The organism is Brevibacillus nitrificans, from assembly GCF_003710965.1.
GTDB lineage: Bacteria > Bacillota > Bacilli > Brevibacillales > Brevibacillaceae > Brevibacillus > Brevibacillus centrosporus.
On record NZ_RHHU01000001.1, the window covers coordinates 141,056 to 166,719 of the forward strand.

24 protein-coding genes and 1 riboswitch are annotated in these 25,664 nt (G+C 50.4%); of the genes, 7 read left to right on the forward strand and 17 right to left on the reverse strand.

Annotated features, from left to right (window positions below):
- Positions 1–174: 174 nt before the first annotated feature.
- Genes EDM59_RS00695 through dapD form a run of 3 tightly spaced genes read right to left on the reverse strand, consistent with a single transcriptional unit; the run spans position 175 to position 3,248 of the window.
- A complete protein-coding gene (locus EDM59_RS00695) occupies positions 175–1,308 on the reverse strand; it encodes an N-acetyldiaminopimelate deacetylase (RefSeq protein ID WP_092267697.1) in 1,134 nt (377 codons plus the stop codon).
- Between the two features lie 4 nt (positions 1,309–1,312).
- Positions 1,313–2,524: an aspartate aminotransferase family protein gene (locus EDM59_RS00700; RefSeq protein WP_122921873.1), complete on the reverse strand. Its 1,212-nt coding sequence runs from the start codon at positions 2,522–2,524 to the stop codon at positions 1,313–1,315.
- A 13-nt stretch (positions 2,525–2,537) separates the two neighbouring features.
- Positions 2,538–3,248 carry a 2,3,4,5-tetrahydropyridine-2,6-dicarboxylate N-acetyltransferase gene (gene dapD / locus EDM59_RS00705; protein ID WP_122921874.1) on the reverse strand — a complete coding sequence of 237 codons (711 nt, stop codon included), beginning with the start codon at positions 3,246–3,248 and terminating at the stop codon, positions 2,538–2,540.
- A 212-nt stretch (positions 3,249–3,460) separates the two neighbouring features.
- Positions 3,461–3,646: riboswitch (Lysine riboswitch) on the reverse strand.
- A gap of 154 nt (positions 3,647–3,800) precedes the next feature.
- Here dapD and EDM59_RS00710 point away from each other — a divergent pair.
- Positions 3,801–4,244, forward strand: coding sequence for a flavodoxin (locus EDM59_RS00710; RefSeq protein WP_122921875.1), 444 nt, complete (start codon positions 3,801–3,803; stop codon positions 4,242–4,244).
- An 83-nt stretch (positions 4,245–4,327) separates the two neighbouring features.
- The gene (locus EDM59_RS00715; protein WP_122921876.1) at positions 4,328–4,876 is read left to right on the forward strand and encodes a GNAT family N-acetyltransferase; all 549 of its coding nucleotides are present in this window, start codon (positions 4,328–4,330) and stop codon (positions 4,874–4,876) included.
- Here the strand turns inward: EDM59_RS00715 and EDM59_RS00720 are convergent.
- From EDM59_RS00720 to EDM59_RS00730, 3 genes are read right to left on the reverse strand one after another with little or no spacing between them, the layout of a single operon-like run.
- Complete coding sequence (locus EDM59_RS00720; protein ID WP_183192758.1) at positions 4,851–5,702, reverse strand: EcsC family protein; 852 nt, start codon at positions 5,700–5,702, stop codon at positions 4,851–4,853. The genes EDM59_RS00715 and EDM59_RS00720 overlap by 26 nt on opposite strands.
- A gap of 37 nt (positions 5,703–5,739) precedes the next feature.
- Entirely contained in the window at positions 5,740–5,928 is a 189-nt protein-coding gene (locus tag EDM59_RS00725) for a hypothetical protein (protein ID WP_122921877.1), read from the reverse strand.
- 55 nt (positions 5,929–5,983) lie between these two features.
- Positions 5,984–8,035: a hypothetical protein gene (locus EDM59_RS00730; protein ID WP_122921878.1), complete on the reverse strand. Its 2,052-nt coding sequence runs from the start codon at positions 8,033–8,035 to the stop codon at positions 5,984–5,986.
- A gap of 218 nt (positions 8,036–8,253) precedes the next feature.
- On the opposite strand from EDM59_RS00730, the gene EDM59_RS00735 reads away from it, so the two are divergent.
- Positions 8,254–9,039: a class I SAM-dependent methyltransferase gene (locus EDM59_RS00735; protein WP_183192759.1), complete on the forward strand. Its 786-nt coding sequence runs from the start codon at positions 8,254–8,256 to the stop codon at positions 9,037–9,039.
- Positions 9,036–9,707 carry a hypothetical protein gene (locus tag EDM59_RS00740; protein ID WP_122921879.1) on the forward strand — a complete coding sequence of 224 codons (672 nt, stop codon included), beginning with the start codon at positions 9,036–9,038 and terminating at the stop codon, positions 9,705–9,707. The genes EDM59_RS00735 and EDM59_RS00740 overlap by 4 nt, the downstream gene beginning before the upstream one ends.
- A 95-nt stretch (positions 9,708–9,802) precedes the next feature.
- Here EDM59_RS00740 and EDM59_RS00745 read toward each other — a convergent pair whose 3' ends face one another.
- Genes EDM59_RS00745 through EDM59_RS00755 form a run of 3 tightly spaced genes read right to left on the reverse strand, consistent with a single transcriptional unit; the run spans position 9,803 to position 13,515 of the window.
- The gene (locus tag EDM59_RS00745; protein WP_122921880.1) at positions 9,803–11,317 is read right to left on the reverse strand and encodes an HlyD family efflux transporter periplasmic adaptor subunit; all 1,515 of its coding nucleotides are present in this window, start codon (positions 11,315–11,317) and stop codon (positions 9,803–9,805) included.
- Positions 11,318–11,338: 21 nt separating this feature from the next.
- Positions 11,339–12,790, reverse strand: coding sequence for an ABC transporter permease (locus tag EDM59_RS00750; RefSeq protein ID WP_122921881.1), 1,452 nt, complete (start codon positions 12,788–12,790; stop codon positions 11,339–11,341).
- Positions 12,791–12,813: 23 nt separating this feature from the next.
- The gene (locus EDM59_RS00755) at positions 12,814–13,515 is read right to left on the reverse strand and encodes an ABC transporter ATP-binding protein (protein WP_122921882.1); all 702 of its coding nucleotides are present in this window, start codon (positions 13,513–13,515) and stop codon (positions 12,814–12,816) included.
- 216 nt (positions 13,516–13,731) lie between these two features.
- Between EDM59_RS00755 and EDM59_RS30855 the strand changes: the two genes are divergently transcribed.
- Together EDM59_RS30855 and pdxK are read left to right on the forward strand one after the other, a co-directional pair.
- A complete protein-coding gene (locus EDM59_RS30855; protein WP_170184436.1) occupies positions 13,732–13,905 on the forward strand; it encodes a hypothetical protein in 174 nt (57 codons plus the stop codon).
- 196 nt (positions 13,906–14,101) lie between these two features.
- Positions 14,102–14,917 carry a pyridoxine/pyridoxal/pyridoxamine kinase gene (gene pdxK / locus EDM59_RS00760; protein WP_092267686.1) on the forward strand — a complete coding sequence of 272 codons (816 nt, stop codon included), beginning with the start codon at positions 14,102–14,104 and terminating at the stop codon, positions 14,915–14,917.
- 129 nt (positions 14,918–15,046) lie between these two features.
- Here pdxK and rarD read toward each other — a convergent pair whose 3' ends face one another.
- Positions 15,047–15,955: an EamA family transporter RarD gene (gene rarD, locus EDM59_RS00765; protein WP_122921883.1), complete on the reverse strand. Its 909-nt coding sequence runs from the start codon at positions 15,953–15,955 to the stop codon at positions 15,047–15,049.
- 255 nt (positions 15,956–16,210) lie between these two features.
- Between rarD and EDM59_RS00770 the strand changes: the two genes are divergently transcribed.
- Complete coding sequence (locus EDM59_RS00770) at positions 16,211–17,119, forward strand: EamA family transporter (protein ID WP_122921884.1); 909 nt, start codon at positions 16,211–16,213, stop codon at positions 17,117–17,119.
- Positions 17,120–17,306: 187 nt separating this feature from the next.
- On the opposite strand, the gene EDM59_RS00775 is transcribed toward EDM59_RS00770, so the two are convergent.
- From EDM59_RS00775 to EDM59_RS00805, 7 genes are all read right to left on the reverse strand, one after another.
- Positions 17,307–18,125 (reverse strand): ABC transporter permease, encoded by an 819-nt coding sequence (locus EDM59_RS00775; RefSeq protein ID WP_122921885.1) that lies wholly within the window; start codon positions 18,123–18,125, stop codon positions 17,307–17,309.
- Complete coding sequence (locus EDM59_RS00780) at positions 18,122–18,922, reverse strand: ABC transporter ATP-binding protein (RefSeq protein WP_122921886.1); 801 nt, start codon at positions 18,920–18,922, stop codon at positions 18,122–18,124. Before EDM59_RS00780 ends, EDM59_RS00775 begins: the two co-directional genes overlap by 4 nt.
- Before the next feature lie 22 nt (positions 18,923–18,944).
- A complete protein-coding gene (locus tag EDM59_RS00785) occupies positions 18,945–20,012 on the reverse strand; it encodes an ABC transporter substrate-binding protein (RefSeq protein WP_122921887.1) in 1,068 nt (355 codons plus the stop codon).
- A gap of 68 nt (positions 20,013–20,080) precedes the next feature.
- Positions 20,081–21,811 carry a thiamine pyrophosphate-requiring protein gene (locus tag EDM59_RS00790; RefSeq protein WP_246010847.1) on the reverse strand — a complete coding sequence of 577 codons (1,731 nt, stop codon included), beginning with the start codon at positions 21,809–21,811 and terminating at the stop codon, positions 20,081–20,083.
- 21 nt (positions 21,812–21,832) lie between these two features.
- Entirely contained in the window at positions 21,833–23,284 is a 1,452-nt protein-coding gene (locus EDM59_RS00795) for an aldehyde dehydrogenase family protein (RefSeq protein ID WP_122921888.1), read from the reverse strand.
- Between the two features lie 28 nt (positions 23,285–23,312).
- Positions 23,313–24,527: an FAD-dependent oxidoreductase gene (locus tag EDM59_RS00800; protein WP_122921889.1), complete on the reverse strand. Its 1,215-nt coding sequence runs from the start codon at positions 24,525–24,527 to the stop codon at positions 23,313–23,315.
- A gap of 30 nt (positions 24,528–24,557) precedes the next feature.
- Positions 24,558–25,661: a cupin domain-containing protein gene (locus tag EDM59_RS00805; protein ID WP_122921890.1), complete on the reverse strand. Its 1,104-nt coding sequence runs from the start codon at positions 25,659–25,661 to the stop codon at positions 24,558–24,560.
- Positions 25,662–25,664 lie beyond the last annotated feature (3 nt).

Here is a 25,664-nt window from a genome sequence, read left to right on the forward strand (position 1 = left end):
AAGCAAAAAGTTGTGGTCTTGCTCGAACTTTTTTCAACAATATCCACAGTATCCACAAGTTCAAAACAATCAGGAGGAAAGACTTATGCACAAGAGATGTGAATAAGCAGGAAGTACCCTTGACAACAAAAGGAGCAGCCTAAGCTAAGCTGCTCCTTCGTATGGAAAAACAGGTTATGGTCTCTCAGACAGCTTGGTGAAGTAACGTGAGACGAGATGGATCGCCACCTCGATCGCATCTTCACTAGGCTCGATCTTGGAATGATGCAGGCCGTATGGGGTATTGACGCCTAGCCAGAACAAGAAGCCAGGAATTTCACTGAGGAAGTAACCGAAATCTTCTCCGGTCATCGCTTCCTTGCAGTGAATCAGGGTCACGTCTGGGCACTCCTCGGAAACCCATTGCATGAACTCCTCCGTCAATGCCTCTTCATTGTAAACCTGGCAATAGCCGCAGCCATAGTCAATGGTAGCCGTGCACGCAAAGCCCGCTTCTATCCCCTTGACCAGTGCCTCGATGCGACTTTTTACCCGAGCCATGGATTCCATCGAGAACGTACGGATAGTACCTTCGAGTCTGGCCCGCTCTGCGATGATATTTTGCTTCGTTCCGCTCTCGATTTTACCGACAGTGATGACCGCCGAATCCAGAGGGTCGATATTCCGGGATACGATCGACTGCAGCTGCGTCAACAGATGGCTGCCAGCTACGACCATGTCATTTGCCTGATGTGGGAACGCCGCATGTCCGCCTTTTCCCACCAGATCCACAAACAATTCGGACGTATTGGCAAACAGAATGCCTGGCTTCGTCGCAATCTGTCCCACCGGATACTCTGGCGCGATGTGCAGGGCAAAAATGCAATCGGGCTTCCAAAGAGCGAACTCTTCACTTTGCATCATCGGCAAAGCGCCACCTGGGCCTTCTTCGGCTGGCTGAAAGAGAAACAGCAAATTGTCCGCAATCGGATGATGAACAAAATGCGTCACTAATCCAAGGGCAATCGACATGTGCATGTCATGACCGCAAGCGTGCATAAAGCCTTCATGCAGGGAACGGAAAGGATAGGACGTCTCCTCAGCTATCGGGAGCCCGTCCATATCTGTACGCCATGCAATCGTGCGCTTTGGATCAGTCCCTGGAATTCTTACGAGAATCCCTGTACGCCACGTCTGAATCTGAACACGGTCCTGTGGCAGTCCTTCCAAATAGCGGAGCAAATATTGCTGGGTTTTCACTTCTTGAAACCCTGGCTCCGGTATTTGGTGTAGGTCACGTCGAATCTGTACAAACGTAGATGTAGCCATCCGCCTACGCCTCCTGTGCCGGACTGGACGTTTTCAGCTGGCGCGCAAACACGGCAAGGAAGTGATCGACATCTTCTTTGGTGAGTGTAAGCGGCGGCAGCAATCGAACGATCGTCTTTTGCGTAACGTCGACCAAGATTCCTTCTTCGAGCAAATGGCTCTGCAGACGGCTTGCTTCTTCAGGCGTGACAGATAGCGGGATCCCAACCATCATGCCCTTTCCGCGCAAGGCTTGAAGCTGCTCGGGAAGCCTTGAACGCAAATCCTCCAAGCCAGACCACAGATACTCGATCACCTCAGCAACAGAAGAAGCGAAATCTGGGTCAAGCAGTTCGTCCATCACTGCATTCCCAAGTGCAGCCGAAAGGGGCGATGGAGCAAATGTCGTACCGTGATCACCTGGCTTGAACTGGTTCATCAGCTTCGTTCCAGCGATCACCCCACCGAGAGGCAATCCGCCACCGACACCTTTGGCGAAGAGAATCAGGTCTGGAGTCACTCCTGCATGCTGATAAGCAAAAAGCTTACCGGTGCGACCCATGCCTGTTTGAATTTCGTCCATGGCAAACAACATGCCTTCTTCCCGGCAAATCGCTTCTACTTCACGTAGGAACGATTCTGTGAGGGGAACTACACCACCGGATCCAAGCACGGGTTCCATCAAGACAGCTGCTGGCTTGGCTTCGCGACAGATGGCTCGAAGCCCCTCTGTATCTTCTGCGTCCAGCTCATATACCGGAAATGCTGGTTGCGGGAAATCCTGATAGACATGGGCTTGTCTGGTCAGACGAACCGCTCCAAGCGTGCGGCCGTGGAAGCTGTTGCGCAGAACAACAATTCCTTCGCGACCTGCCCCATCCGTTTTCGTCCATTTGTGGATCAGTTTAATCGCCGATTCAGTCGCTTCTGCTCCCGAATTGGTGAAAAAGACTTTACCCGCAATGGTGTTCTCAACCAATCGCTGGGCCAATCGAATGGCTGGCTGGTTGAGAAACACGTTGGAGATATGCAAAAACAGATCGCCCTGCTCATGCAAAGCTCTCAAAACACGGGGATGGGAATGTCCGAGCACATTGACCGCAAGCCCGGTAAACAAGTCAAGATAGCTTTTGCCATTGGTGTCGTACAGGTAGTTTCCTTCGCCTTTTGCTATCGCAATGGGCAACCGCTTGTATGTGGATACAATGTATTGTTCATCAAGTGAGCGCCAATCCATGTTCCTGCACCCCTTACAGCTGACGTAGCTCCTGCTTGATTTCTGTCTTGGAACGAGTTTTTTCGTCGATTTGTTTGATCACACGCGCTGGTGTACCCGCTACGACTGTGTACGGTGGTACGTCTTCGATCACGACTGCACCTGCTGCTACCACTGCGCCTTTTCCTACGCGGATTCCTTCGAGGATGACTGCATTCGCGCCGATGAGAACATCGTCTTCAACCACAACCGGCTGTGCTGATGGTGGTTCGATTACGCCTGCAATGACAGAGCCTGCTCCGATATGGCAGTTCTTTCCGATTGTGCCACGGCCGCCTACTACGACGTTCATATCGATCATGGTGCCTTCACCGATCACTGCACCAATATTGATCGATGCCCCCATCATAATAACCGCGTTGTTTCCGATGGTTACTTGGTCGCGGATGATGGCACCTGGCTCGATGCGGGCTTGAATGCCTTTGGTATCCAGTAATGGAATCGCGGAATTGCGACGGTCACTTTCAACTACATAGTCTTCGATTTTCTCAGCGTGTTGAGCGAGTACCGGCTCGATTTCTTTCCACTCACCGAACACCACGCCAGTATTACCTGTGATGAACGCTTTTGCACTCGCCCCAAAATCGATACCTTCCAAATTTCCTTTTACGTATAGTTTCACAGGGGTTTTCTTTTCGCTTTTTTGAATAAACGAGATAATTTCATTCGCATCCATCATGTTCACAGGTAGTTCCTCCTTTTAGTCAAAACCATTTGAAAAATGTATGGCAAAGGCCGCTTCCCAATACGTAAGGGCGCATCGTTTGCCTGATGTAAATAAGCATGCCACATACATCCTTATTTACTAAAAAACCACTTTCAAAACAAGTTTTCCGAAGACGAAAAAAAGCAATGAGTGCATGCGCCAACTCATTGCTTTCGATATCTCGGCAGCAAATCGTAAATAGCGCTCCACAAGAGCCAGCCGCTCTCGTGACAGGATGATCATTTTTTACGAGCACCCCAACCCTTGTTATTCAGGGGAATAACAAAAGCTTCGGCGCCTTAGCCTTTCCTTCCTTCCCTGCCCCCCGACAGATTGCGAAAAGATGTACTATTCCTCAGCGCACCTCTATTTAGACTAACTTTATTGATAATTTCACTTAACTCTACCAAAATCGCATCGGTGTGGCAACAGTTTCTGAGAAAGAAAAATCCTTATTGACAAAGAGAATCATTTTCATTAATTTGTATCTGAGAATGATTTTCATTATCTGATTGGAGGACATCGAATTTTATGGCAAACATTTTGATGGTTTACGCAAGCATGTCTGGAAATACGCAAGAAATCGCGGAAGCAATCGCAGAAGGCGTTCGTTCCACGGGCGCTACGCTCGAAATAAAAGAAGTATTTGACGCAACAGCACAGGAGCTGGAATCGTACGACGCGATTCTACTTGGGGCATATACGTGGGGAGATGGAGAGCTTCCGGATGAGTGCATGGATTTTTATGACGGCATGGATTCCATCAGTCTTGCCGGCAAAAAAGTCGCCGCTTTTGGTTCATGCGACTCCGCATATGAGCATGTCGGTGCCGCTGTAGATATTTTCTTGCAAAAAGCACGTGAATGCGGTGCGGAAACACCTTTGGAAGGTTTGAAAATCGAGCTCGCCCCGACACCTAAGGAAGTCGAGGTTTGCAAAGCCTTTGGCGTATCCTTTGTTGAGCTGCTTGGTTAGTTCGAACGCTCCCATCCTTTACAGCAGAAAGCGCATATGATAAAATTTCCCTCCCACATTTTTTGTTTGAGGAGGAAGAACCCTTGCAACTACATACGGATTCCATTTATTTGCGCCCTCTGCAAGAAAAAGACGTAGATGAGCTACTCGAACTGCGTGTACGAAATCATCCGTTTCTTCAGCCTTTTGAGCCGATTCGCCCTGCTTCCTTCCATACCCGCGAAGGCCAACAGGAGCAAATCGAACAGTCTATTCGGGATTTTGCCAATGATCGCGGCTTTGCCTTCGGAGTTTTTTTGCAAGAAAACGAGCAAATGATCGGAAGGGTCGCTTTATCCAACGTAGTGCGAGGGGTATGGCAGAACGCTACATTGGGCTACTTCCTCGATCAATCGCACAATGGCAAAGGGTACACGACACAGGCTGTTAAGCTCGCCTTGCAATTCGCTTTTACAAAAGCCCAATTGCACCGTGTTCAGGCTGGTGTGATGCCTCATAACGTAGGCTCGATCCGCGTGCTGGAAAAGAACGGGTTCCGCTATGAAGGAAAATCTTTACGGTACCTGAAAATCAACGGTGCCTGGGAAGACCATAACATGTATGCCATTACGGCTGAAGAGTGGACTTTGTAACGTCCACAGCCTCTTCGGCCTGTCTCAACCGCTCCAGGATGCGCCTCTTGCGGTACAGCATCATCCCCGCTTCGGCGACATCCTGAACGGTGGAGCGATTGAGGTAGGCACCAAAAAGGATTCCTGCGATTGGAACCAGCTGAAACAGCTTCTTCCACCCGAAATTCTCCGTATAGGTGACCACGACCTCTCGCCATCCCTGCAGCTGGGCCATCACATCCTTTTGAGCCGCCGGATTGTCAAACTGCGAAAGCTCTTCGAGAATCGCCTTTTTTCCGACGATATCAGAAGAAGCAAACTGCAGACATTTCACGACAAACAAACGCTCCCGCTTTTCCTCAGGACGATAGCCGTAGCTGAGCGCCATCTCCTGCAAAACCTTCAACGAGGTACCCAGCAAAAGCGGTATATCCAGAGCAAGCGTAAAAATGCCGCCGATCCCCGTAGTGGCCCCCTGTACAGTAGCAAACGTAGAGCGCGACTCACTCAGCTCTCGTGCTACATCATCCATCAGTTTTACTGGAGCTTGTGCTGCCACATAAGCCACCTCACCTGAGGGCTGTCCTGCCCCTGCCATTCGCGAGCGAAACCTGCTATACACCGCTTCGTCTTGAACCAGATACGATCCGCCTGTCTCCAAAAAGACAGCCATCTCGTCAACGGCTGTTCCTAGCTTTTCCCGAACGAAATTCGGCGTGATTCGATCTAGCAGAACGAAAGGAAGGCGTCCAAGCTTTTCCCAAAACCAGAGATCCTTTTGCTCGCTCTCCCATTTCTCCACTTCTTTTAATCCCTGAAGCAATTGATCCTTTGTCTCTATCCCCATCTGTAGCCTCCTTGGGAAAATCATCGTGTTCCTTATGTTACTCCTGCCGTTTCCACAAGCATTGATTGCGAAGGATCTGCTTTACGTATGCCTGCAGCTCTTCCGTCGAAGAAAATCGGGCAAACTCCTCTTTTTCTCTTACGATTCCCAGTTTAAAATGTTTCAGCTGTTCTCCTTCTGCACGAAAACCAAACTTCTCTAGGACCGCTAGCTGTTCCTCGGTCATGAAGGTACCCTCCTATTGGAAAAACCCCCTGCTGGGCAGAGGGTTCCGTACAAGTTTATTTGACTTCGATCTTCAGTGTCATTTTCTGTTTCTTTTCTAATACGTCGGTATCCTTTGTGTAGGATTTTCCGCCATAGGTGACCTGGCACGTACGATATTCCATTGTATTCGTAACTTCAATCGTGAAGATACCAGGCTGGCCAAGCTGTGCCTCGATCAATTGCTTGATGTTCAGCGAGTCACTGCCAAGATCGCCCGACCTGTCATCATCCTTCGTAGCTCGTTTTGGCTCAATGGTCAATAGCGTTTTGTCGTTGAAAGAGACTTTCACTTCATTGCTGGATTGGATCGTACCTCCAGCGCTTTCTTGCCTCGATCCCAAAAAGGTTTTGCCATCCTCCCAAACCAGATCAGGAACATGGATATATCTTCGGGCAGTTCTGCTGCTCTGATTCAAGATGATCCTCTTGGTCCCTTTATTTTCTACGTGGGTAGACATAAGCACCAATTCCTCGAGATCGTCCAGATCACTTATGGAATCGACAACAATATGGTCACCATCCGACAGCTGTTTTCCTTTTTTGGTCAAGAAACGCATCGGAGTCGGATACGGTACAGCACCGGAATCCCCTTGTTCACAAACCTTCGATGACGATACCGGGCGAGTGTCTTCAACGACCTGTATGTAACCACACCAGGATTGACGAGGCTCCCGCTTACTATAGTAATTTACTTTGTAACGTCCGGGTTTATATTCGGAAAGTTTGAGTGCCGTATGATCCCAGTTAAGTTTGGAAGCATCTACGATTACGTTATCTACAGCCCAAACACCTGGTCCTTCCTCATCGTCTTCCTCGCTGCCTACCTTGATATGGTCTGCAGCCGTTGCCAGCCAAATCAAGTAAACTGGGTTTTGGTAAAATTTCACGGTAGCGTTTGAAGAGTACAAATCACGTTCCTCAATCATTAAGGATGACTTTGCATTATTTTGCATCAGGACATCCATGTTCGCGGTGGCCGTTGTTGCTTGACATGCTTGCGGAGTACCTGGCACCTGAATCTGAAGCGTGGAGACTGCTTTCAACGGAGAATCATTTGAGCTTTGATTCGGCTCAAAAGTCACATTGATTGTCATACCCGCCAACATTTCAGGAATCGCCACTTCAAAATACTGCGAGTTTGTTAAAGTTTGCCCTGTTCCATTTACCCACCAATTACCAGGATAGGGCGAATAGAGCTGTAACGTACCAGGTGCCTGTGGTGCCATCAGCTTCTGATCCTGTGATAGCTTTTGACCATTTTCATCTGTTCCTTGGTATAACTCTGGTAACCCTACTTGTAGATTAGCTGACCACGAGGTTGCATTATTATCATCAGGTGTAAAGATGAGTTCATATTTTCCAAAAGCAAGTGAACCTGTTGAAAACGTGGTGCCTTTCGCCGACCTCATCTCATGCTTCGTCGATGAGTTCATCAACGTCCACTTTCCAGAAGCCTTACTGGAAAACTTTTTGGAGCCAACGACCCCGAAAATGGGTACGGTATCACCCGTAGGGATCGGCTCCCCAACGGAGTTGTCCCCTTCGTAAATCAACGGATAATTCTGCTCTTCTACCCGAAACCGTACATGCACCGTGCTTTTTTGCCCTTTCGCATCGGTCACGACAAAGGTCAGCGTATGTATGCCAGGAGAAAGCTGCGCAGAAGGGATGGTAAATCGGGGGATCTGCCACTTCAGGGAAGCTTGCGCTGCTGTCTTTTCATTCTGGAAGGCCGTCAATTCCGTACCATCCAGGAATACTTCGCTCCTGCTTACATTTGTTCCACTTCCATAAGTCGTTTGCGTGATGTCAATATCGAGCGGGGTATCGGGCGGGAGGATAAACTCGTCATTTTTCACCCAATTCCATCCACCAGCCGACAAGCCAGCGACCTGAAAATCATTAAAAACGATCATGTCATGAATCGGCTTTTGCGCAGGCGCAGGTGCCTGACTCGTCCGCTTCATCGTTGTAGTCGCCCCCATGGCTGGCGAAACCGTTGCACCTGACAGAAGGCTGCCAGTAGCCAGACACACTAAAAGCGCTGATACAACCCATTTTTTCAATTGATGTCCTCTCACTTTCTCTACTTCATATTCTACCGGTTACCATTCGACAAATTTAGCCTTTTCTCCTTTTTGTTTCTTGACAGGGAAAACTTCCCTCCATGTCCTTCGCTCAACTACCGCTGCCTAGATATAGGAAAATACTATAAACATGATAATTTATATAGATTTGACGAATACCTACCTAGCTGGTAAAACTAGGTCAAGGAGGGATTCTCGTGACGCAAACCAACCAATGGAACGCAACCCACTACGATGAAAAAATGAACTTCGTTTCTCATTATGGCAGAGGATTGATTGACTGGCTACAACCGGTTTCAGGAGAAAGCATTTTGGATATCGGGTGCGGGACTGGAGATCTGACGGCCCAGCTGGCCGAAAGTGGGGCACAGGTAGATGGGACCGACTTTTCCCCTGCCATGATCGAAGCTGCTCGGACGAAGTACCCTGGTCTGTCGTTTCAGATCGCTGATGCTCATACATTCCGCTCGTCCAAACAGTACGATGCAGTCTTTTCCAATGCAGCCCTGCACTGGATGAAGCGTCCGGAATCTGTCGTGGAATCCGTTTGGCTGGCTCTGAAACCCGGCGGACGATTCGTGGCAGAATTCGGTGGAAAAGACAACTGCAAGCAGGTTACCGATGCCCTGCATACCGCTCTTGGTGCGAGAGGGATTTCTTCCGACGATCGCTTTCCCTGGTACTTCCCTAGCATCGGTGAATATACGACAGTCCTCGAACGTCAAGGGTTTCGGGTCGTTCTGTCCTCTCATTTTGACAGACCCACTCTCATGCCAGACGGCGACCGAGGATTGCGGCATTGGCTGGATTCGTTTTGCAGTCCTTTTTTCACGGGCCTGTCCGCCGCAGAAATTGATGAGGTTTGCACCGAGATTAGCGACCTTTTGCGTCCTGCACTCTATCAGAATGGGCAGTGGTATGTCGACTACAAGCGCATTCGTGTCATTGCCCACAAGCCAAGCAAGATGGAGACACATGTATGAAAAAGGTCGCTTGCCTGCACGGTCATCACTCGAATGTCGCGCTATTGGATGATGCTTTTTCGCAATGGAAGGTAGAGCTTGCCCATTACGTCGATCCCGGATTGCTTTTGCAATCGGCCAACAGTCAACCGCCAACGCGCGCGGAAGCCGAAGCGAAGCTGGACAGTCAGCTCTCCTGGATGCAAGCGAGCACGCCGGACGCCATCGTCATCACATGCACGCAATACGCAGCCACGCTGACATCCGAGCACGAATCTGAACGAGACATCCCGATCTTTACCATCGATGGACCCTTTTTAGAAGAAGCTGCTAGACGTTCAGGCAAGCAAACCATCCTGTTCACCAATCCTGCCACTGTCAAACCCACCATGGACCGATTATGGCAGCAGGCAGCTATGCACAGATTCACTCCCCAGATCAGCATTCATCTGATTGATGGAGCGTTTTCTCTGATCATGGAGAACAAACGGCAAGCTTACCAGGAGATTCTCTGGGAAACCATGCTAACCCTATCCCATGAGGATTCCATCCTGTCGGTAGCCCAGCTGTCCATGGCTCCCGCCGCGCGCCAATTTCGTCAGGAGAAAGGTATCTTCATCTCAGATCCCCTACAGAGTTTGACGGATAAAATGGTTCAAACGCTGCCCTTATCCCCTGCTTCCTTTTAGAAAAAAAGAACCTCGATGAAAAAACATCCTCGAGCTATGCATGCAGCAAACATGTAGCCCGAGGATGTTTTTGTAATTTCTTATAAAATGATGGATCAGACGTTGGTCACCAGTACCTCTGCTCCTTCTTCCAGTCCACTTTTGATCTCGATAAAGTCCGAGCCCTCCACACCGATCTCTACTTCTTTTGGAGACGGCTGACCTGTTGCAGGATCCTTGATCATGACGGTGCCTTTTCCTTCTTCCATAACCTCAACGGCATTCAAAGGAAGCCGTTTTACCTGGTCCTTCTGCTCCACGTAAATATCGCAGTCACCCGTCATGCCATGCTTCATTTCACTGGTTTCACTCAATTCGACCTTCACGGTGAACCGTACCGATTTGTCTTCCTTCGTGCCTTCTTTCGGAATTTCGATTACCTTTCCTTTAAATGGGCGATTGCCAAATGCCGTTACGTACACATCCACGCTCTGTCCCATCTTGATCGCCGGAATATCAATCTCATCCACTGCGGCAAGAAAGTAGACAGATGTCGCATCCATGATCACCACAGCCGGCTCTCCTGAGGTTGGGGTTTCCCCTTCCTTTACATTCAGCTTGGTAATGACTCCGGCGATTGGCGCCTCCACTTGTTTTTTCGCGATCTCACGCTTCTTCTGTTCCATCGTCAGAAGCGATTCTTTGAGTGCGAGTTCTTTTTCCCGCAGCTCCAGCTCGGATGAGGTCATATCCATTTTAAACAAAAGTTGCCCGCCCTTGATCTCATCGTCCTTCTCCACCTCGACCTTTCCGATCTTTCCATGAGTCCCTGCCAAAAGCTCCATTTCGTCAGGCAGCTCGAACGGTGTAGCCATTTGGCTCGCGTACAGTACACCCTTGGCATCTGTGAACTGGACTTCCCCCATGTCCCCGACGTACAGGGCTCCCGGCTTTTTCACCAGCACTTCCACATTGTGTACGCCGCCGATTCCTTTTTCTTTTTGTCCCACTAGATCGATGTCGGTTATCGTCCCGTCCACGTAATACAAAGAGGCGGTAACGAATATCTTTACCTTTTGACCCATCCGGAATTGCTCTGCTTCATATGCGCTAAACTTCCCTGTAATTTTCAAATAGTCGGTGTTCGTCAGCTTGGCAACCACGGAATCCGGCGTGACCACATCGCCTTCCTTCACCAGCACTTCCTTGACCTTCCCCATCTTATCTGCCAGGATCCGATCTTTCTTTTGCTTGAGCTCATCGAGTTCCTTCTGGGCTCGGAGTATGCTCAGCTCCTGTTTTTGGAGCTCCAGCTGTGCGTCCGTGCTGTCCACCGTAAACAGCACGTCCCCTTTTTTCACGGACTGCCCTTCGCTGACCAGCAGGCGCTCGACCTTGCCGCTGATCTCCGGCTTTACTTCTTCCCTTGCTTTTGCCTCAACGGTACCAGATGCAAAAATCGTCTTTTTGACTTCCCCTACGTCGACCATCGCTGTAGGAAAAGAGGGCTGCTCCTGCGGCTGCTCTTCCGTTGCCACATCCTTTGCCTTCATGGCGGTGTATCCATAGTAGCCGCCTCCACCTAATACAACAACGACTGCCCCGATAATGATCCACTTCTTCTTGTTCATTCTCTCGTTCCTCACATTTCCTTATTCAGATCGGATCGCCTGCAGGGCACTCAAACGCGAAGCCCGAATCGCAGGGAAAATACCTGCCAATAAACCGATAACAAAAGAAAAACCGATGGCAAACAGGGCTAACCACCCCGGAATAACGGCGAGCTTCGCGGCGGCTTCTCCTTCGGCGCCCCTGCCGTAGCCCATATTCAAATTGTCCATGAGTCCACCTGCTGAACCGAAGTAGTTGACCACCTCGACGGCTCCCCATGCCAGTCCAAGCCCCGTCAATCCGCCGATCAGTCCGATGAAGCCGGACTCCATCAGAAACAGCCAGCGAATATTGAGTACAGTGGCTCCGATTACCTTCATGATTCCGATCTCTTTGGTACGCTCTAAAATGGACATAATCATCGTATTGACGATACCAATCGTCGCGACCAGAAGAGAAATAGCTGCGATACCACCCAGCACGAGCTGAATGACAAAGAAAAACTTGTTGATCGTCTCCAGCTCCCGTGCAGGGGACCACACTTCATACCCCTTTTCCTTTAGCGCTTTTACAACGCTCTCTACCTTCTCGCGAGATTCGACCTTTACCGTCAGCTGATCAAACTCAAAGTGGTCCTGCTTGGCCTCTTCGCGAGTACGGCGTGTGGAGCCTTCCGCCATCTCGTCACCCCTGCCCCGGTTGACCCAATCGTTCAACTCCTTGACGACGCTGATCGGTACGTAGACGGCTGTGGCATAACGCTGGTTGTCAGACTTTTGCAATTGTCCAACCACCCTTACGCGCATCTCTTTCTTTTCGTACTTGGGCTCATCATCTACGCGGTACTCCCGTGACAGGACAATCGTGGCTGCCTTATCCACGAGATTGAGCGCAGTCGGGGCTCCTCCCCCCATATCCGGCGGAGGCATCGCGGAAGGGCCATTTTTTCTCGCATCGACATTACTGCGGCGCGCCTCCCGCTTTTCCTTTTCCACATCGCGCATTTCTCGCGGCACATCGTAGGCGATGACGACCTCTTGCGGGGAACCCGATAAATAGGTACCTTTTTCTACATCGTTTTTGCGGTAGGCTGCTGACTCGTTGACATCGACCCCGATCAACTCCACATAACCTTCCCGGCGCCCCACCTTCAGCTTTGCCTGCTCCTGGAGGCGCTTCACCGGCATGACTGCCGCAATACCGGGAATTTTCTTCAGTTCCTGAACCGCTTCGAAATTCAGCTTCTTTCGTTCATCATCCGGAATGACTCGATCCTCTTCCGGTATGTAATACATCGGCTCTACGTCCATCTCAGTCAAATTGCCGAAATTCTCCAAGCTTTTGACGGCATTCTCTTTCAACCCGAGACTCAATGCAATCATCGCGACGATCGCCGCTGTTCCGATCATGACCCCGACCGAAGTGAGGGCAGTACGCAATTTCATGCGCCACAGATTTCGCCAAACAATGCGAAAAGAATCTACTACTTTCACAAACGTTCACCTCATACCCGCTTCTACGCAGGTCTTGTCCTTTTTTGTACGACACGTCCGTCCTGCAAATAAATGACCCTGTCGGATTGTTCAGCTACCTCTTGCTCATGGGTAACGATGATGAACGTAGTTTCGTTTTCCTTGTTCATTTGCCGCATGAGAGTCAGGATCTCCTGCTCGGTTTTGCTGTCCAGATTGCCTGTAGGTTCGTCTGCCAAAATGATGCTTGGCTGATTTACCAGTGCCCGTGCAATACTGACACGCTGCTGTTGTCCACCGCTCAATTCGTTAGGCTTATGATCCAGTCTTCCGGTCAAGCCCACATGCTCGAGGATCTCTGTCGCTCGCGCCCTTCGCTTGCGTACGCCCTCCCCTGCAAAAATCAAAGGAAGTTCGACGTTTTCCAGCGCCGTCAGATTGGGAAGCAAATTGTAGGATTGAAAAATAAAGCCCATGCTCTTGCGTCGGAACAAGCACAACTCATTTTCGCTGTAACGCGATATTTCCTCCCCGCTGACCATTACACTGCCCTCATCCGGTTTGGTTAACCCTGCCAGCAAATTCAGTAATGTCGATTTGCCAGATCCCGAGGAACCGCACAGGGCAACGAACTCCCCTTTGCTAATGTGCAGATTGATATCGAACAGTACGGGAACTTTTATCTTTCCTGTCCCGTAGCTGTGATTCACTCCTGTCACTGTCAGCTCTCCTGCTGCATTTTTCATCTCTGCTACGCCCCTCATCACTTGCTCAAAATGGAAAATTTGGGTACACATTTATAGACGTGAGAGTGGCAAAAACGTAACAGGCAACTGCCAATATTTTTCAAGTTCACACGGCTGCAACATGTTCTTCAAAATAATGTAACAAACCCATAACCTTTTTCGTACTTATCACTGATACACTAAGGATGTGAAGAAAACACGAGAGGGCAGATAAAGATGACCATCTATCGATTTATGTTTGAAACCGCCACACGCAAATGGGTTGAGATCATCAAGGCACCGAGCATGTTTGAAGCAGCGAAGCAAGCGAAACAGCTGGCATCTGCACGCGCCAAATCCATGTCTACGTCCATCAGCTTCTCTTTTCATCACGCTGCTTCCATAAAATAAACGATACCCATTCGAAGACGACCGCTTATCCGTAAAAACCGGAGAGCGGTTTTTTTGCATTTACGGGAATATTATTGACACCGCCGTATTTTTCCTTTTCAATAGAGATAGAACAAAACAGTCCAGTACAGTACGTAAATCCGTCACCGAACGGGAATCGTACATTCCTACTCAACTACAAAGGGAGATAAGAAAAATGACCATGCGTAAAGCACTCACCATCGCCGGTTCCGATACGAGCGGCGGAGCTGGCCAACAGGCTGACCTCAAAACCTTTCAGGAGCTTGGCGTATTCGGAATGACCGCTCTCACCGTTATCGTTGCACAAGACCCGCACAATGGCTGGCATCATGATGTGTTCCCGATTGATGTAGCTGTACTCGAGAAACAGCTGGAAACCGTACTCGCAGGGATCGGCGTAGACGCGACGAAAACCGGCATGCTGGGAACGACTGAGCTGGTTGAGCTGGCTGCCCGCAAAATCGAGCAATTCCAACTGAAAAACGTCGTAGTCGATCCGGTTATGATTTGCAAAGGTGCTGACGAAGCCCTCCATCCAGAGATCGCGATCAGCCTGCGCGAAGTACTGCTGCCTCGCGCAACCGTAGCGACGCCCAACCTCTTTGAAGCCGGAATCCTGAGCGGACTGGGCGCACTGAAAAGCGTAGAAGATATGAAAGAAGCCGCGAAACGCATTCACGACTTCGGAACTTCCTATGTAGTGGTAAAAGGCGGCAGCAAGCTGCAACACGGAAATGCTGTTGACGTTTACTATGATGGACAATCCGTTGAGGTGTTGGAATCGGAGCGCTTTGACACTACCTTCACCCACGGTGCAGGCTGCACGTACTCCGCTGCAATCTGTGCGGAGCTGGCGAAGGGAAATTCTGTTCGCGAAGCCGTGAATGTAGCCAAGGACTTTATTACTGAAGCCATCCGTCATTCGTTTGCACTCAATCAATACGTAGGACCGACAAACCACGGGGCTTATCGCCGCTCCAAACAGGCTTAAGTAGCCTGACCATGCAAAAACTCCTGACAAAAGTCAGGAGTTTTTTTAACGTATAGGAAATGAAACGCATGGAAACCTTCCACTAAAACGCGGTCGCACCTCCATGAGATGGCCTCGATAGAGGTTTTCTTATGCTTGCTCTTTTATGGCTTGATCTGGCTTCATCTGAACACTCACGGTTTTCTTTCTCATCGAACTAATCGTAAAGACGAGCAGAGCTCCCCAGATCAGAGAGAATGATATCAAATGGGTCGTCGTGAACGCTTCTCCGAACAGGAAGACCGCGCTCAACAGCTGGATGGTCGGCGACAAATATTGAATAAAGCCCAATGTCGACAATGGAAGGCGCTTGGTCGCTTGCGCAAACCAGTACAGCGGCATGGCAGTCCCTACTCCTGCAAGCAGAAGCAACACGAATTTCCACCACTCCAGTGCAAACGCGGTACCTGTGCCGTTCATTTCAATGATAAACAGGTAGACAAGCGAAAGCGGCGTTACAAAAACGGTTTCCCATGCCAGACCGAACATCGCCTCGAGATTGACCAGCTTTTTCGCCAATCCATAAAAGGCAAAGGTTAACGCGAGCGATAGAGCCACCCACGGCACCTGACCATACTCGACCGTGATGAAAATAACCCCGAGTGCAGCCATTCCCAGTGCCACCCACTGTCCGATGCCGAGCTTTTCTTTCAAAAAGAGGACACCCAACAATACGCTGATCAGCGGGTTCATGTAATAGCCGAGACTCGCTTCCATCACGTGATCATTGGTAACAGCCCAAATGTACAGCAGCCAGTTGGCACTGATCAGCATGGAGCACAGGAACAGCGCTCCCTTTAGCTTCGCTCCGGGCGCCGCCGCCCATAACGGCTTCCAACGCTTCGTAATGACAATAATGAAAAGAACAAAAATGAGTGACCATACTATTCGGTGGGCCAAAATTTCCAGCGACCCCATGCTTTGAAATAGCTTCCAATAAAATGGAAGCATTCCCCAAGCCAAGTACGCCACAATCCCGTACAAGACCCCTTGTTTCATCTCTGTGCCTCCACGTATGCCAGACTTATGGTAGTAGTGTAACGGAATTGCTGGTAGATCGCTATGTATTAATGGCGAGTATACGTACCGAAGTACACCTTTTCGTCCACTGCTGTGGTAACAAAGCAGCAGAGCATTTTGCTACCACAGTAACCAGATAAAGCGAGTCGCAATTTTTCATTGTACCAATAAATCACCTGTAGTACAATAGGTTTTATTCATAAAAGTTCACTATTTCAGAAGGGAATTTCACCTATGACATACTGGAAATCGGTGCTATTGGTTTTGCTGGGTGCTTGCAGCTACGGAGTCCTTTCCTTATTTATGAAGCTGTCCTTCCAGGCTGGATTCACCCCTTATGAGATGAGCAGCAGTCAGTTGATCTTTGGTGGACTGATCATGTCCATCATGGCTCTGTTCTTTTCCAAGCAGCGCTTCCAATGGAAATATGTGCTGAAGCTCATTCCTGTCAGCTTGATGATGGCATCGTCCAGCTTCTTTTACCATCAAGCCGTCAGTCAAATGTCTGCATCGCTCGCTATCGTTTTTTTCTTCCAGTTCACCTGGATCGGTGTCCTTTTGGAATCTGTCGCGCAGCGTAAGTGGCCATCTCCTGCTAAATGGGTATCGATCGTGATGCTCGGGATCGGAACCGTCTTTGCCAGTGGCCTTGGAGAGTCAGGATGGCAGACCATCAGCTTGACGGGACTCGCATGCGGACTGCTGTCCGGAGCGACCTTTGCCTTCGTCATCTTCTTTAGCGGACGGATTCTCGCGGACATGAATCCGTACCTGCGAAGTGCCATTTCGATTAGCCTGGCGGCGGTCATGATTTCGATCGTCTATCCTCCTGCTTTTCTGATAAACGGACGCTTACTGGAAGGCTTGCTGCCATTCGGACTGCTCGTCGCTCTCTTCGGTTCCGTCATTCCGATCTTTTGCTTGTCGGTGGGCGTGCCTCGCATTGGCAACGGACTGGCTACCATTCTCAGCGCAGCGGAATTGCCTGCGGTCGTCCTCTTGTCCAGCTTCGTCCTGCGTGAGTCGGTGTCGCTGTCGCAATGGGGCGGGGTCCTGATGATCCTCGCAGCGATCGGCGTTCCCCAGATCAAGTGGAAGCGGCTCCTGATGCCTGCACAGACTGTTCAAAAGAAAAGCGCGTAATGACCGCTGCAAAAAGGCGTGTGGAACCCATCGGTTCCTACACGCCTTTTCTTACTGAATCAGAAAGTATAAACGACGTGAGCCATCTACCTGATTCAGCATGAATAACCTTCCGATAAATCGCGGTCACTCCTCCATGAGATGGCCTCGATAGAGGTTTTCTTAGGAGAAGCTATGCGGCTTCTGCTCAAAAGCGCCAAGGGGCAATTTTGCGCTCCAGCACTTTCAGCAGCTGATTCAAAACGACCGATATCACCATGAGTACGGCTACATACCCTAAATACTCGCCTGTCTTGAACAGCTCGGATGCATGCCTGATTGCATAGCCAATCCCTTGGGTGGAAGCGAGCATCTCAGCTACTACGACCGCAATCATGGCGCGTCCAATCGCCAATCGGATCCCGGTTACGATGTAGGACATCGAGGACGGGAAAATGACCTCTTTAAACAGTTGCAGCTCCGTGGCACCATAGGAACGCGCTGCCTTGATGAGGGAAGTGTCTGTCGTCTTCACCCCTGCCGTTGTATTAATGAGGATCGGAAAGATCGACATCGTAAAGACCATCATGATTTTGGACAACAGGCCCAGCCCAAACCACAGGATGAAGAGCGGCGTCAGTGCGATCACAGGTGTCGTGTACAAAGCGATAATAATCGGATCAAACGCATAGTCTAGCTTTCTCCAGTATCCGAGAGCGAGACCGATGGGAATGCCGATGAGTGCCAGAGCAAATCCGATGGCAAGCTCGATGAAGCTGGTCAATAAATGCTCGAAGACAGCGCCGTTTGCCATGAACTGCCAGATGCTTGCGATAATATTGCTCGGCCAGTTGAAGATAAACGTATCGATCATCCCAAGTTGGCCAAAAATTTCCCAGATACCCAAAATGATGACTACAGTAATGACAGGGTAGGTTACGGCTGGAGAGATCATGCTTTTTCTCTTCTTTTTCGCAGGGATGGATGTACTGCCTGTCGTCACCGCTTTGCTGAGCTCGGACATCATGCTTCCCCCCTTTGATACTGTCTTTTGACTTCGCCTTTTAAATGGTTCCAGACTTGCGATTTGTAGTCTTGGTATTCAGGCAATAGCTTTGTCTCCAAGGTACGCGGGTAAGGGATGTCAATCGTCAGCTCCTCCACGATCCTGCCGGGACGAACTGACATGAGGAAAATCCGGTTGGAGAGAAACACAGCCTCGTCAATCGAGTGCGTAATGAAGATGACCGTCTTCTTTTCGTGAAGCATCAGCTTCAGGACTTCCTCCTGCATGATTTCCCTCGTCTGTTCATCAATGGCGGAAAACGGTTCGTCCATGAGCAAAATCTTTGGCTCCACCGCAAAGGCACGAGCAATTCCCACACGCTGCTTCATCCCGCCGGATAGCTGATGCGGATACTTGGACTCGAAGCCATCCAATCCCACCATGCGAATGTAATGCATGACTTTCTCCTGGATTTCACTTTTGCTTTTTCCCTCTAGCCGCAATCCAAAAGCAATGTTATCGAATACCGTATGCCAGGGCATCAGGGCGAAATCCTGGAATACCATCGCGCGATCGCCGCCAGGTCCGTTGACTTCCACACCATCGATGTAGATTTTCCCGGCACTGGGACGATTTAATCCATCGAGCGTATGCAAAAGCGTGCTCTTTCCGCATCCACTCGGCCCAATGATGGAGATGAACTCTCCGGGATAGACCTTTGCCGACACGTTATTTAAAGCGTGTACCTGATTGGGCTCGCCCTCGTTGTAAATGACATTGAGCTGATGAAAATCCAATACGGGAACTGCCTGCGCCATCTTCTTCCAACTCCTCTCGCTGTCAATTCGGATAAAAGCTTTCGTCGATTACTTTGTCGATCGTAAGGCTATCATCGATGATCCCGATATCCTTCGCGATTTTAAGTGAGAACTCAATGCCTTCTTTATTGAATTTCGCGTCATCCGGAATGGTGGGCAGTACGAATTCCAAGCCTTTTCGTGTGACCTCTTCGCTAAAGCCCAGTTCCTTCACACCAATTTTCACGACCTCATCCAAATTCTTAGGGTCTTTCACAAATTGAATCGATTCCACCATCGCAGCCATAAACGCTTTCAGGACTTCCGGTTTTTCACGGATCATTTTGCCGCTCGCTGTAATGACGTCATGGTTGAGCCCTTTTAACTCGTCCTTGATTACCGCCATTTCCTTCATACCCGCTTTCTCTGCTTCCACATCAGAGGGAGTCGCGATGAGTGTGACGGCTACCTGCCCGGTTTTCAAAGCTGCCAGGCGAGCAGGCGATGCTCCAGCCGAAATGATAGTCACGTCTTTATCCGGCTGCAGGCCATTATTTTGCAGCCACCATCTCATCTGCATGTCTGTTCCGTTATTGGGTTGGAGTACGGCTGCTGCTTTTCCCTTCAGATCTTCTACCTTTTGGATGTCAGGGGAGACGAAAACTTTGAAGAGCGATTCCGAAACAGAAGCCCCGATAATCTTCATGTCGGCTCCTTGCGCTACACCGGAGATCACATTTTCCGGCAGGCCAAACGTCAGGTCGAAGTTGCCTGATTGCAAACCGCGGAGCGCGACTACGCCGCCTTCCACGCCTTGAATCTGAACGTCCAAATTGTATTTCTCAAAGATTCCTTTCTCTTTTCCAACAAAAACGGTCGTAATATCTTGTGTGGTGAGGGCCGCACTGCCGATATTCAGCTTCGTCATCTCAGGCAGCTTTTGCTTGGGTGCATCTGCCTGTGCTGTGTTTTGCGCATTGGGCTTTGTTGGCGTAGCATTGGACGCTGCTGGCTGCGCAGACGATCCTGTGGAACTGGATTGGGCACAGCCACTCATGAGCAAAGCTGTAGACATAAGCAAGCCGATCACACTTTTCCATGCTGTTCTCATCCTGAATAACCCCCTTTTTACCTTGCGATCTAAGAATGAATGAAAAATCGCTGTTGCCCCTATACGGGCTAGTCTTTTTGGTTCGATATTTTCGCAATGCGCACATCAATGACCGCGGATCGTCCGCTTTTGACGGCCTCCATGCCAGATTGCAGCGCTTCTTTCAATTCCTGCGGGTCAACTACCGTTCTGGCGTATGCTCCTCCAGCCGCTTCGGCCAACTTCGCGAGATCCGCCGGTTGATCAAAATTGACCCAGTAACGATCGTCACGCTTGGCTGCTCCATCCGGGTAGAGCTTCAGCAGATTTTGCTTGGTCGCGTTCCAGCCCTGATTGTTGTAGATCACGGTCAAAAACGGCACCTGGTACCTTCGCGACATCCAATACAGGGAGCCTGGTACTCCAAACAGGTAGCAGCCGTCCCCGGTAAGACTTACTACCGTTTTGTCCGGTTGGGCCAGTTTGGCTCCAAAGGCTGCCCCTCCAGCCCACCCTAAGGAGCTTCCGCCATTCACAAAATGGGTCATCGGTTTGGTTCGAGGCAGATGCTGAGTCACCGCAAGTGCATTGGTGATCGTCTCATCCATGACGATCGTGTCTTCGTCGATGACTTCCCGCAGACATGCTGTCAGCCATTCCGCCGTGATCACGCCATCTTCTGGCTGCTTTTCCCGTAGCTTCCACTGCTCCCGCTGATCTGCATGCGCTCTCGCCAGCCGTTCGTATCTTTCCGAGATCACCTCTTCGTCCAAGGGAACCGAGTGGATCGCGTCGTTCAACTGGTCGAGTGCTTCACAGGAATCTGCCTGGTAGAAGCAAGTAGATGGCATATACCACAAAGGCAAATCTTGCTTGAGCGGATCGATATCAATGTAGTAGATTTGACAATCTTCCTTGGGCTTGAAAAGAGTCTGCACCCACGGAGCATCGGAATCGATGACGAGGATAACATCCGCCTTCTCCACCCATTCCCGCCCCTGAAAGCCTTGGTGCATCGGGTGATCCCACGGAAAATTCATATGACTGGCGTTTTGCTCAATAACGGGAATGGCCAGCGTGTCACACAAAGCGACCAGCTGCTGCACGGCCTTTGCATTTCGCCCCAGGTAGGAGGTAATGACCAAAGGATGTCTCGCGTTTCCTAGCGTAGCCATCATTTTCTCTACAGCTGAGCTGGGCAGTGGAGTTTTCTCGATTGGGGCCCATTTTTCCGGGGAATCGATACAAGGCGTGACCTCTTCCTCGAGTACCTCTCTTGCTCCCGTCAAATAAATCGGGCCTTGCGGGTCGGAGTGGGCTAATTGCATGGCCCGATACACAAGTCTCTTCACATTCTTGCCGGTGCGGATGTCGTACTCCCACTTCACGTAAGGACGCACAATTCCGCGTTGGTCATACACATTTTGCAGATGGTTGATATGTGTGTTTCGCGTTCCTCGCAGCTCCCCTTCCATGGTGTAAGGAGTCTCTCCTGAAAAAATGAAGACAGGGACACGTGATCTCGCCGCATTGTGAACGGTCCCGCCCAAGTTTTGCGTGCCGACATCGGTGTGGACAAACACGCCCTGTGCTTTTCCACTCAATAGCGCGTATCCGTGGGCAGCACTCATCGCTACGCTTTCATGCGGACATAGGATGACTTCTGGCAGTGCACGGCCTGCTGCTTTTGCCTTAGCCAAGCCTTCGATGATCGCGGGATGATCGCTGCCCAGATTGGAGAACAGATACGATACGCCCCACTCCTGCAGAGCGTCCAGCAAGGCATCCGCTGTGTTGTATGCGATCTGATTATCTTCCACTTGCCAACTCCCCCTCTTCTCTCAAGTCGTCCGATGGAGATTGATGGCGTGGTATTCGATGTATTCCGCGAGTCCCACTTCCCCATTCTCCCTCCCGATCCCGCTCTGCTTGACTCCACCAAACGGCATGTGACGGTACCCGAGCGGTGTTTGACCATGACCATTGACAAAGGTCATCCCAGCCTCAAGCTCACGCGCGAGACGCAATGCCCTGTCCGGATCAGCCGACCAGACAGATGAGCCCAAGCCGTACTCCGTTTGATTCGCCATCTCCACGGCCTCTTCTTCCGTTCGATACGAGATGAGGGGGATCACGGGGCCAAACTGCTCACACGTCACGATTTCCTGTCCTGGCTCCACATCCCTGACGACAGCTGGCTGCAGGTAGTAGCCGTTCTCCCAGTTGTCTGGCTCCAGCTTTGTTCCCAGATGAGTGACGGTTGCCTGGCTATTTTTCAATCGCGTCGTCAAATCTTGTACGTACTGGTATTGCTGTTTATTGTTGAGCGGCCCAAAGGTAGCTTGTTCATTCAGCCCGTGTCCGATTTTGAAGGAATCCACATATTCACAAAACTTCGCATGGAAGGAATCGTACAAATGCTGGGGCACGTAGATTCGCTTGATCGCAAAGCAGACCTGACCGGAACGTCGGAATACCCCAGCTGCTATTTTCGGGACGACCTCCTCCAAGTTTGCATCGTCGAGAACGATCGCAGGGTCGTTCCCTCCCAATTCGAAGTGAACGCTTTTCAAAGCATCCGCCGCATCTCTCATCACATGCGCTGCGGTTCTTCCGCCACCGGTGAACGAAACTTTCCGTACGAGCGGATGTGAAGTCAAAGCCTTGCCTACATCGGCATCACCATGAATGACGGAGATCACGCCCGGTGGAAAAAGTGCTGCCATCTTTTTCAATACCGTAGACACTCCCATAGGGGCAAAAGGAGAAGGCTTGATGACAATCGTGTTGCCCGCGATCAGAGCCGGAGCAACTTTTTGCATCGTCAGGACAAGCGGAGCATTCCAGGGGACGATGCCCGCGATGACCCCGATCGGCCTTTTCTCCACACTCACCCAGCTGTGTGCATCCTCCACCCGTGTCTCTTGGAAAAAGGTCTCAGCCAGCTCGACTGTATTTTGAATCGCAGAGATCGCCAAATGCGTGATCTCCAGCTTCGTTGTCGAAAGAAGCATCCCATTTTCTCTCGATACCATAACAGCCAAATCGGAGGCTTCTTTTTCTAAGAGGGAGGCTGCCTGCTTCAAAAGAGCCATCCGCTCGTGCAACGGAGTCTTGCGCCACGAGAGGAATGCCTGATGGGCTGCTTCTACTGCCATTCCCACATGCTGGGTGGAGCCTTTTGCTACCAGCCCTACCACATCTGACAGGCGGCCCGGATCTCGCACTTCCCTATATGTTTCAGTCGGAACCTCTTCATTATTGATCAGCAAATGTATACGGCCCACACTCATCCTTTTCTCGCCCTCGCTTTCTACGAAACTAGACTTGGGTTTTCGGAAGCTCGCCGATTCCTTCTTCTCGTGCACTGGCGATCATGGCCGATGCCAGGAGCCATTTCTTCGCTCTTTCCGGGTCCGCGGCCAGCTCTGCCATCTCCTTTTGCAGCTGCAGGCGATGAGCGGGATCCTTTTCTTTTACGACGTTCGTATTTTTCTCGCTGATTTTCCGAACGTATTCCAAAGCCACCCGACGGCGCACTTCGTTGTAGGTTGCGAATTCCGGACCAGACTCTGCTCCTTCGCCGATGCGAAGCAGACGGATGCTCAGATCAATCGCGTCGTGGATACCGCTGTTCAGTCCCAGGCCTCCCATCGGGCTATTGATGTGCGCCGCATCTCCCAATAAAATCACGCGCCCGTCATAAAAGGAATCCGCCACGCGCTGATGGATTTTGTAGATGGTATTTTCCACGATCGGGAAGGTATCTGTCGTATGAAGCGCCTTTTGCAGCGTTTTTTGGATGTTCTCGGGATTGAGCGCTACCTCATCGCTTGTCTCAGGTGAGATCGGGTACAGGAAACGCCATGCTTCCGGAACACGCAGAATGAACAGGAACTCTTCCGGGTCCGAAATGTAATTCACAAAAGCGAGATCAGGAATATAGCGATCAAAAGGTACGGGGGTTCCTACCAGCAGCCATCTTTCTTCCAGCGTATAGCCATCGAATCCCACACCCAGCTTTTTGCGGACAGTGCTTCTTCCTCCATCTGCCCCCAACAGGTACGGTGTGCGAATTTGATAGCTTCCCGAAGGTGTCTGTACCGTAACATTGACACCGCTTTCATCTTGTTCAAAATCAACCACTTCAGAATCGAACAACAGTTTGGCGTGTGGGCGCGTGCTGAGGCGCTGCGCCAAAATCTCCACATAGGTGGCCTGCGAGCATTGCAGGCGGAACGGATATTTCGTTTCATCCTTTAAAAGGCTAAAGTCAAATTCCGCATACAATCCCGTTTTGCGATCCCGGTATTGGACTTTATCCGCCGGCAGTCCTCTCTTCATGAGCTCGTCAGCGACACCAAAAGGCTCTAGCAGCTCCATTGTCCCTGCATGAAAGGTAGAAGCACGCCATTCCCGACTCGGTGTCGAGCCCTTCTCCAAAACAACAACCGGTATTCCTTTCAGTGACAGGATGTCTGCGACCGTCATTCCTACGGGGCCAGCTCCAGCGATGACAATAGGATCCTTGAACATGGTGTCTCCACTCCTTTGCTTGAATCAGAATTATTCCTCAATCGGCACGAAAACCTCGGTAATAATTTGCGAGCCACCGTTTTCCTGGTATTCTTCCTTCCGCTCGAAATCGAACGCTTCCATAATCGGCAAATCGTTCGTAGAAAAGAGCAGCGCGTCTTCTGTTTCCGACAGATTTACGTGCTCATGCCAGACCCACGGCGGAATGACGAAGAAATCTCCCTCTGACCATTCAAACTTCACTCCGTTCATCACGGTGTAGCCGCTGCCTTTAAATACGTGATAGACATTGCTGTGCACATGGCGATGCGCTTTTCCAAAAAATTGCGGCGGAAGCTTTTGCATGCGCGCGCCAATCCGGTTATTCGCATCTTTACCTGTCGAGGGATTGATGTACTCGATCGCATAGCCGTCAAAGGGATCCGGCTCAAATTCACTGAGTCCATCCAGGCCTTTTTTGGTCAGCTCCCACTTGTAACGGCCCAATGGCGCGATACTCGGAGTCCGATCCGAAATGGGACGAACCATGCCGCCCTGATAACGCTTCGAGCTGTAATCATCCGGGACGAGCAGCTCTTGTTGCTTTTCGGGGTAAAACTCGGTAAAGCACACATTCATGAACAAAGTAAAAGGAACATCGAGGCAATCCATCCACATGATCGTCTCTTCGCCTTGATTGGTATGATCGTGCCACGTCCACGTAGGGGTAATCAGATAGTCCCCCGGCTCAAAGGGGATTTTTTCGCCGTTTACTCTTCCTGATCCACCCTCGCCTTTCATAATGAAACGCAGTGCTGTCGTCGTATGCCGATGGGCAGGAGCGATCTCTCCCGGTTTGACTGCTTGCACTGCCGCGTAAAGCGTATGGGTAGCTCCCCCCCAGCCATAAGGGATCAAATCCTTCATGCCTGGATTGATCAGAAAAACAGCTCTCCTGTCTGCTCCGTCCCCTACCTGAAGCAAATCTTCCGCTTCCTCCAGATGCTTTTCAATCAGTTCCCGCTTCCACAAGTAAGGAATGGGTCTTGCTTTCGGTTCAATGGTATTCAGATCATGGATCGATGCCCAGAGTGGCCCCAGATTGTTACGGTCCAGTTTTTCGTGAAACGAATGCAAATCAACGGACTGTTTCATATC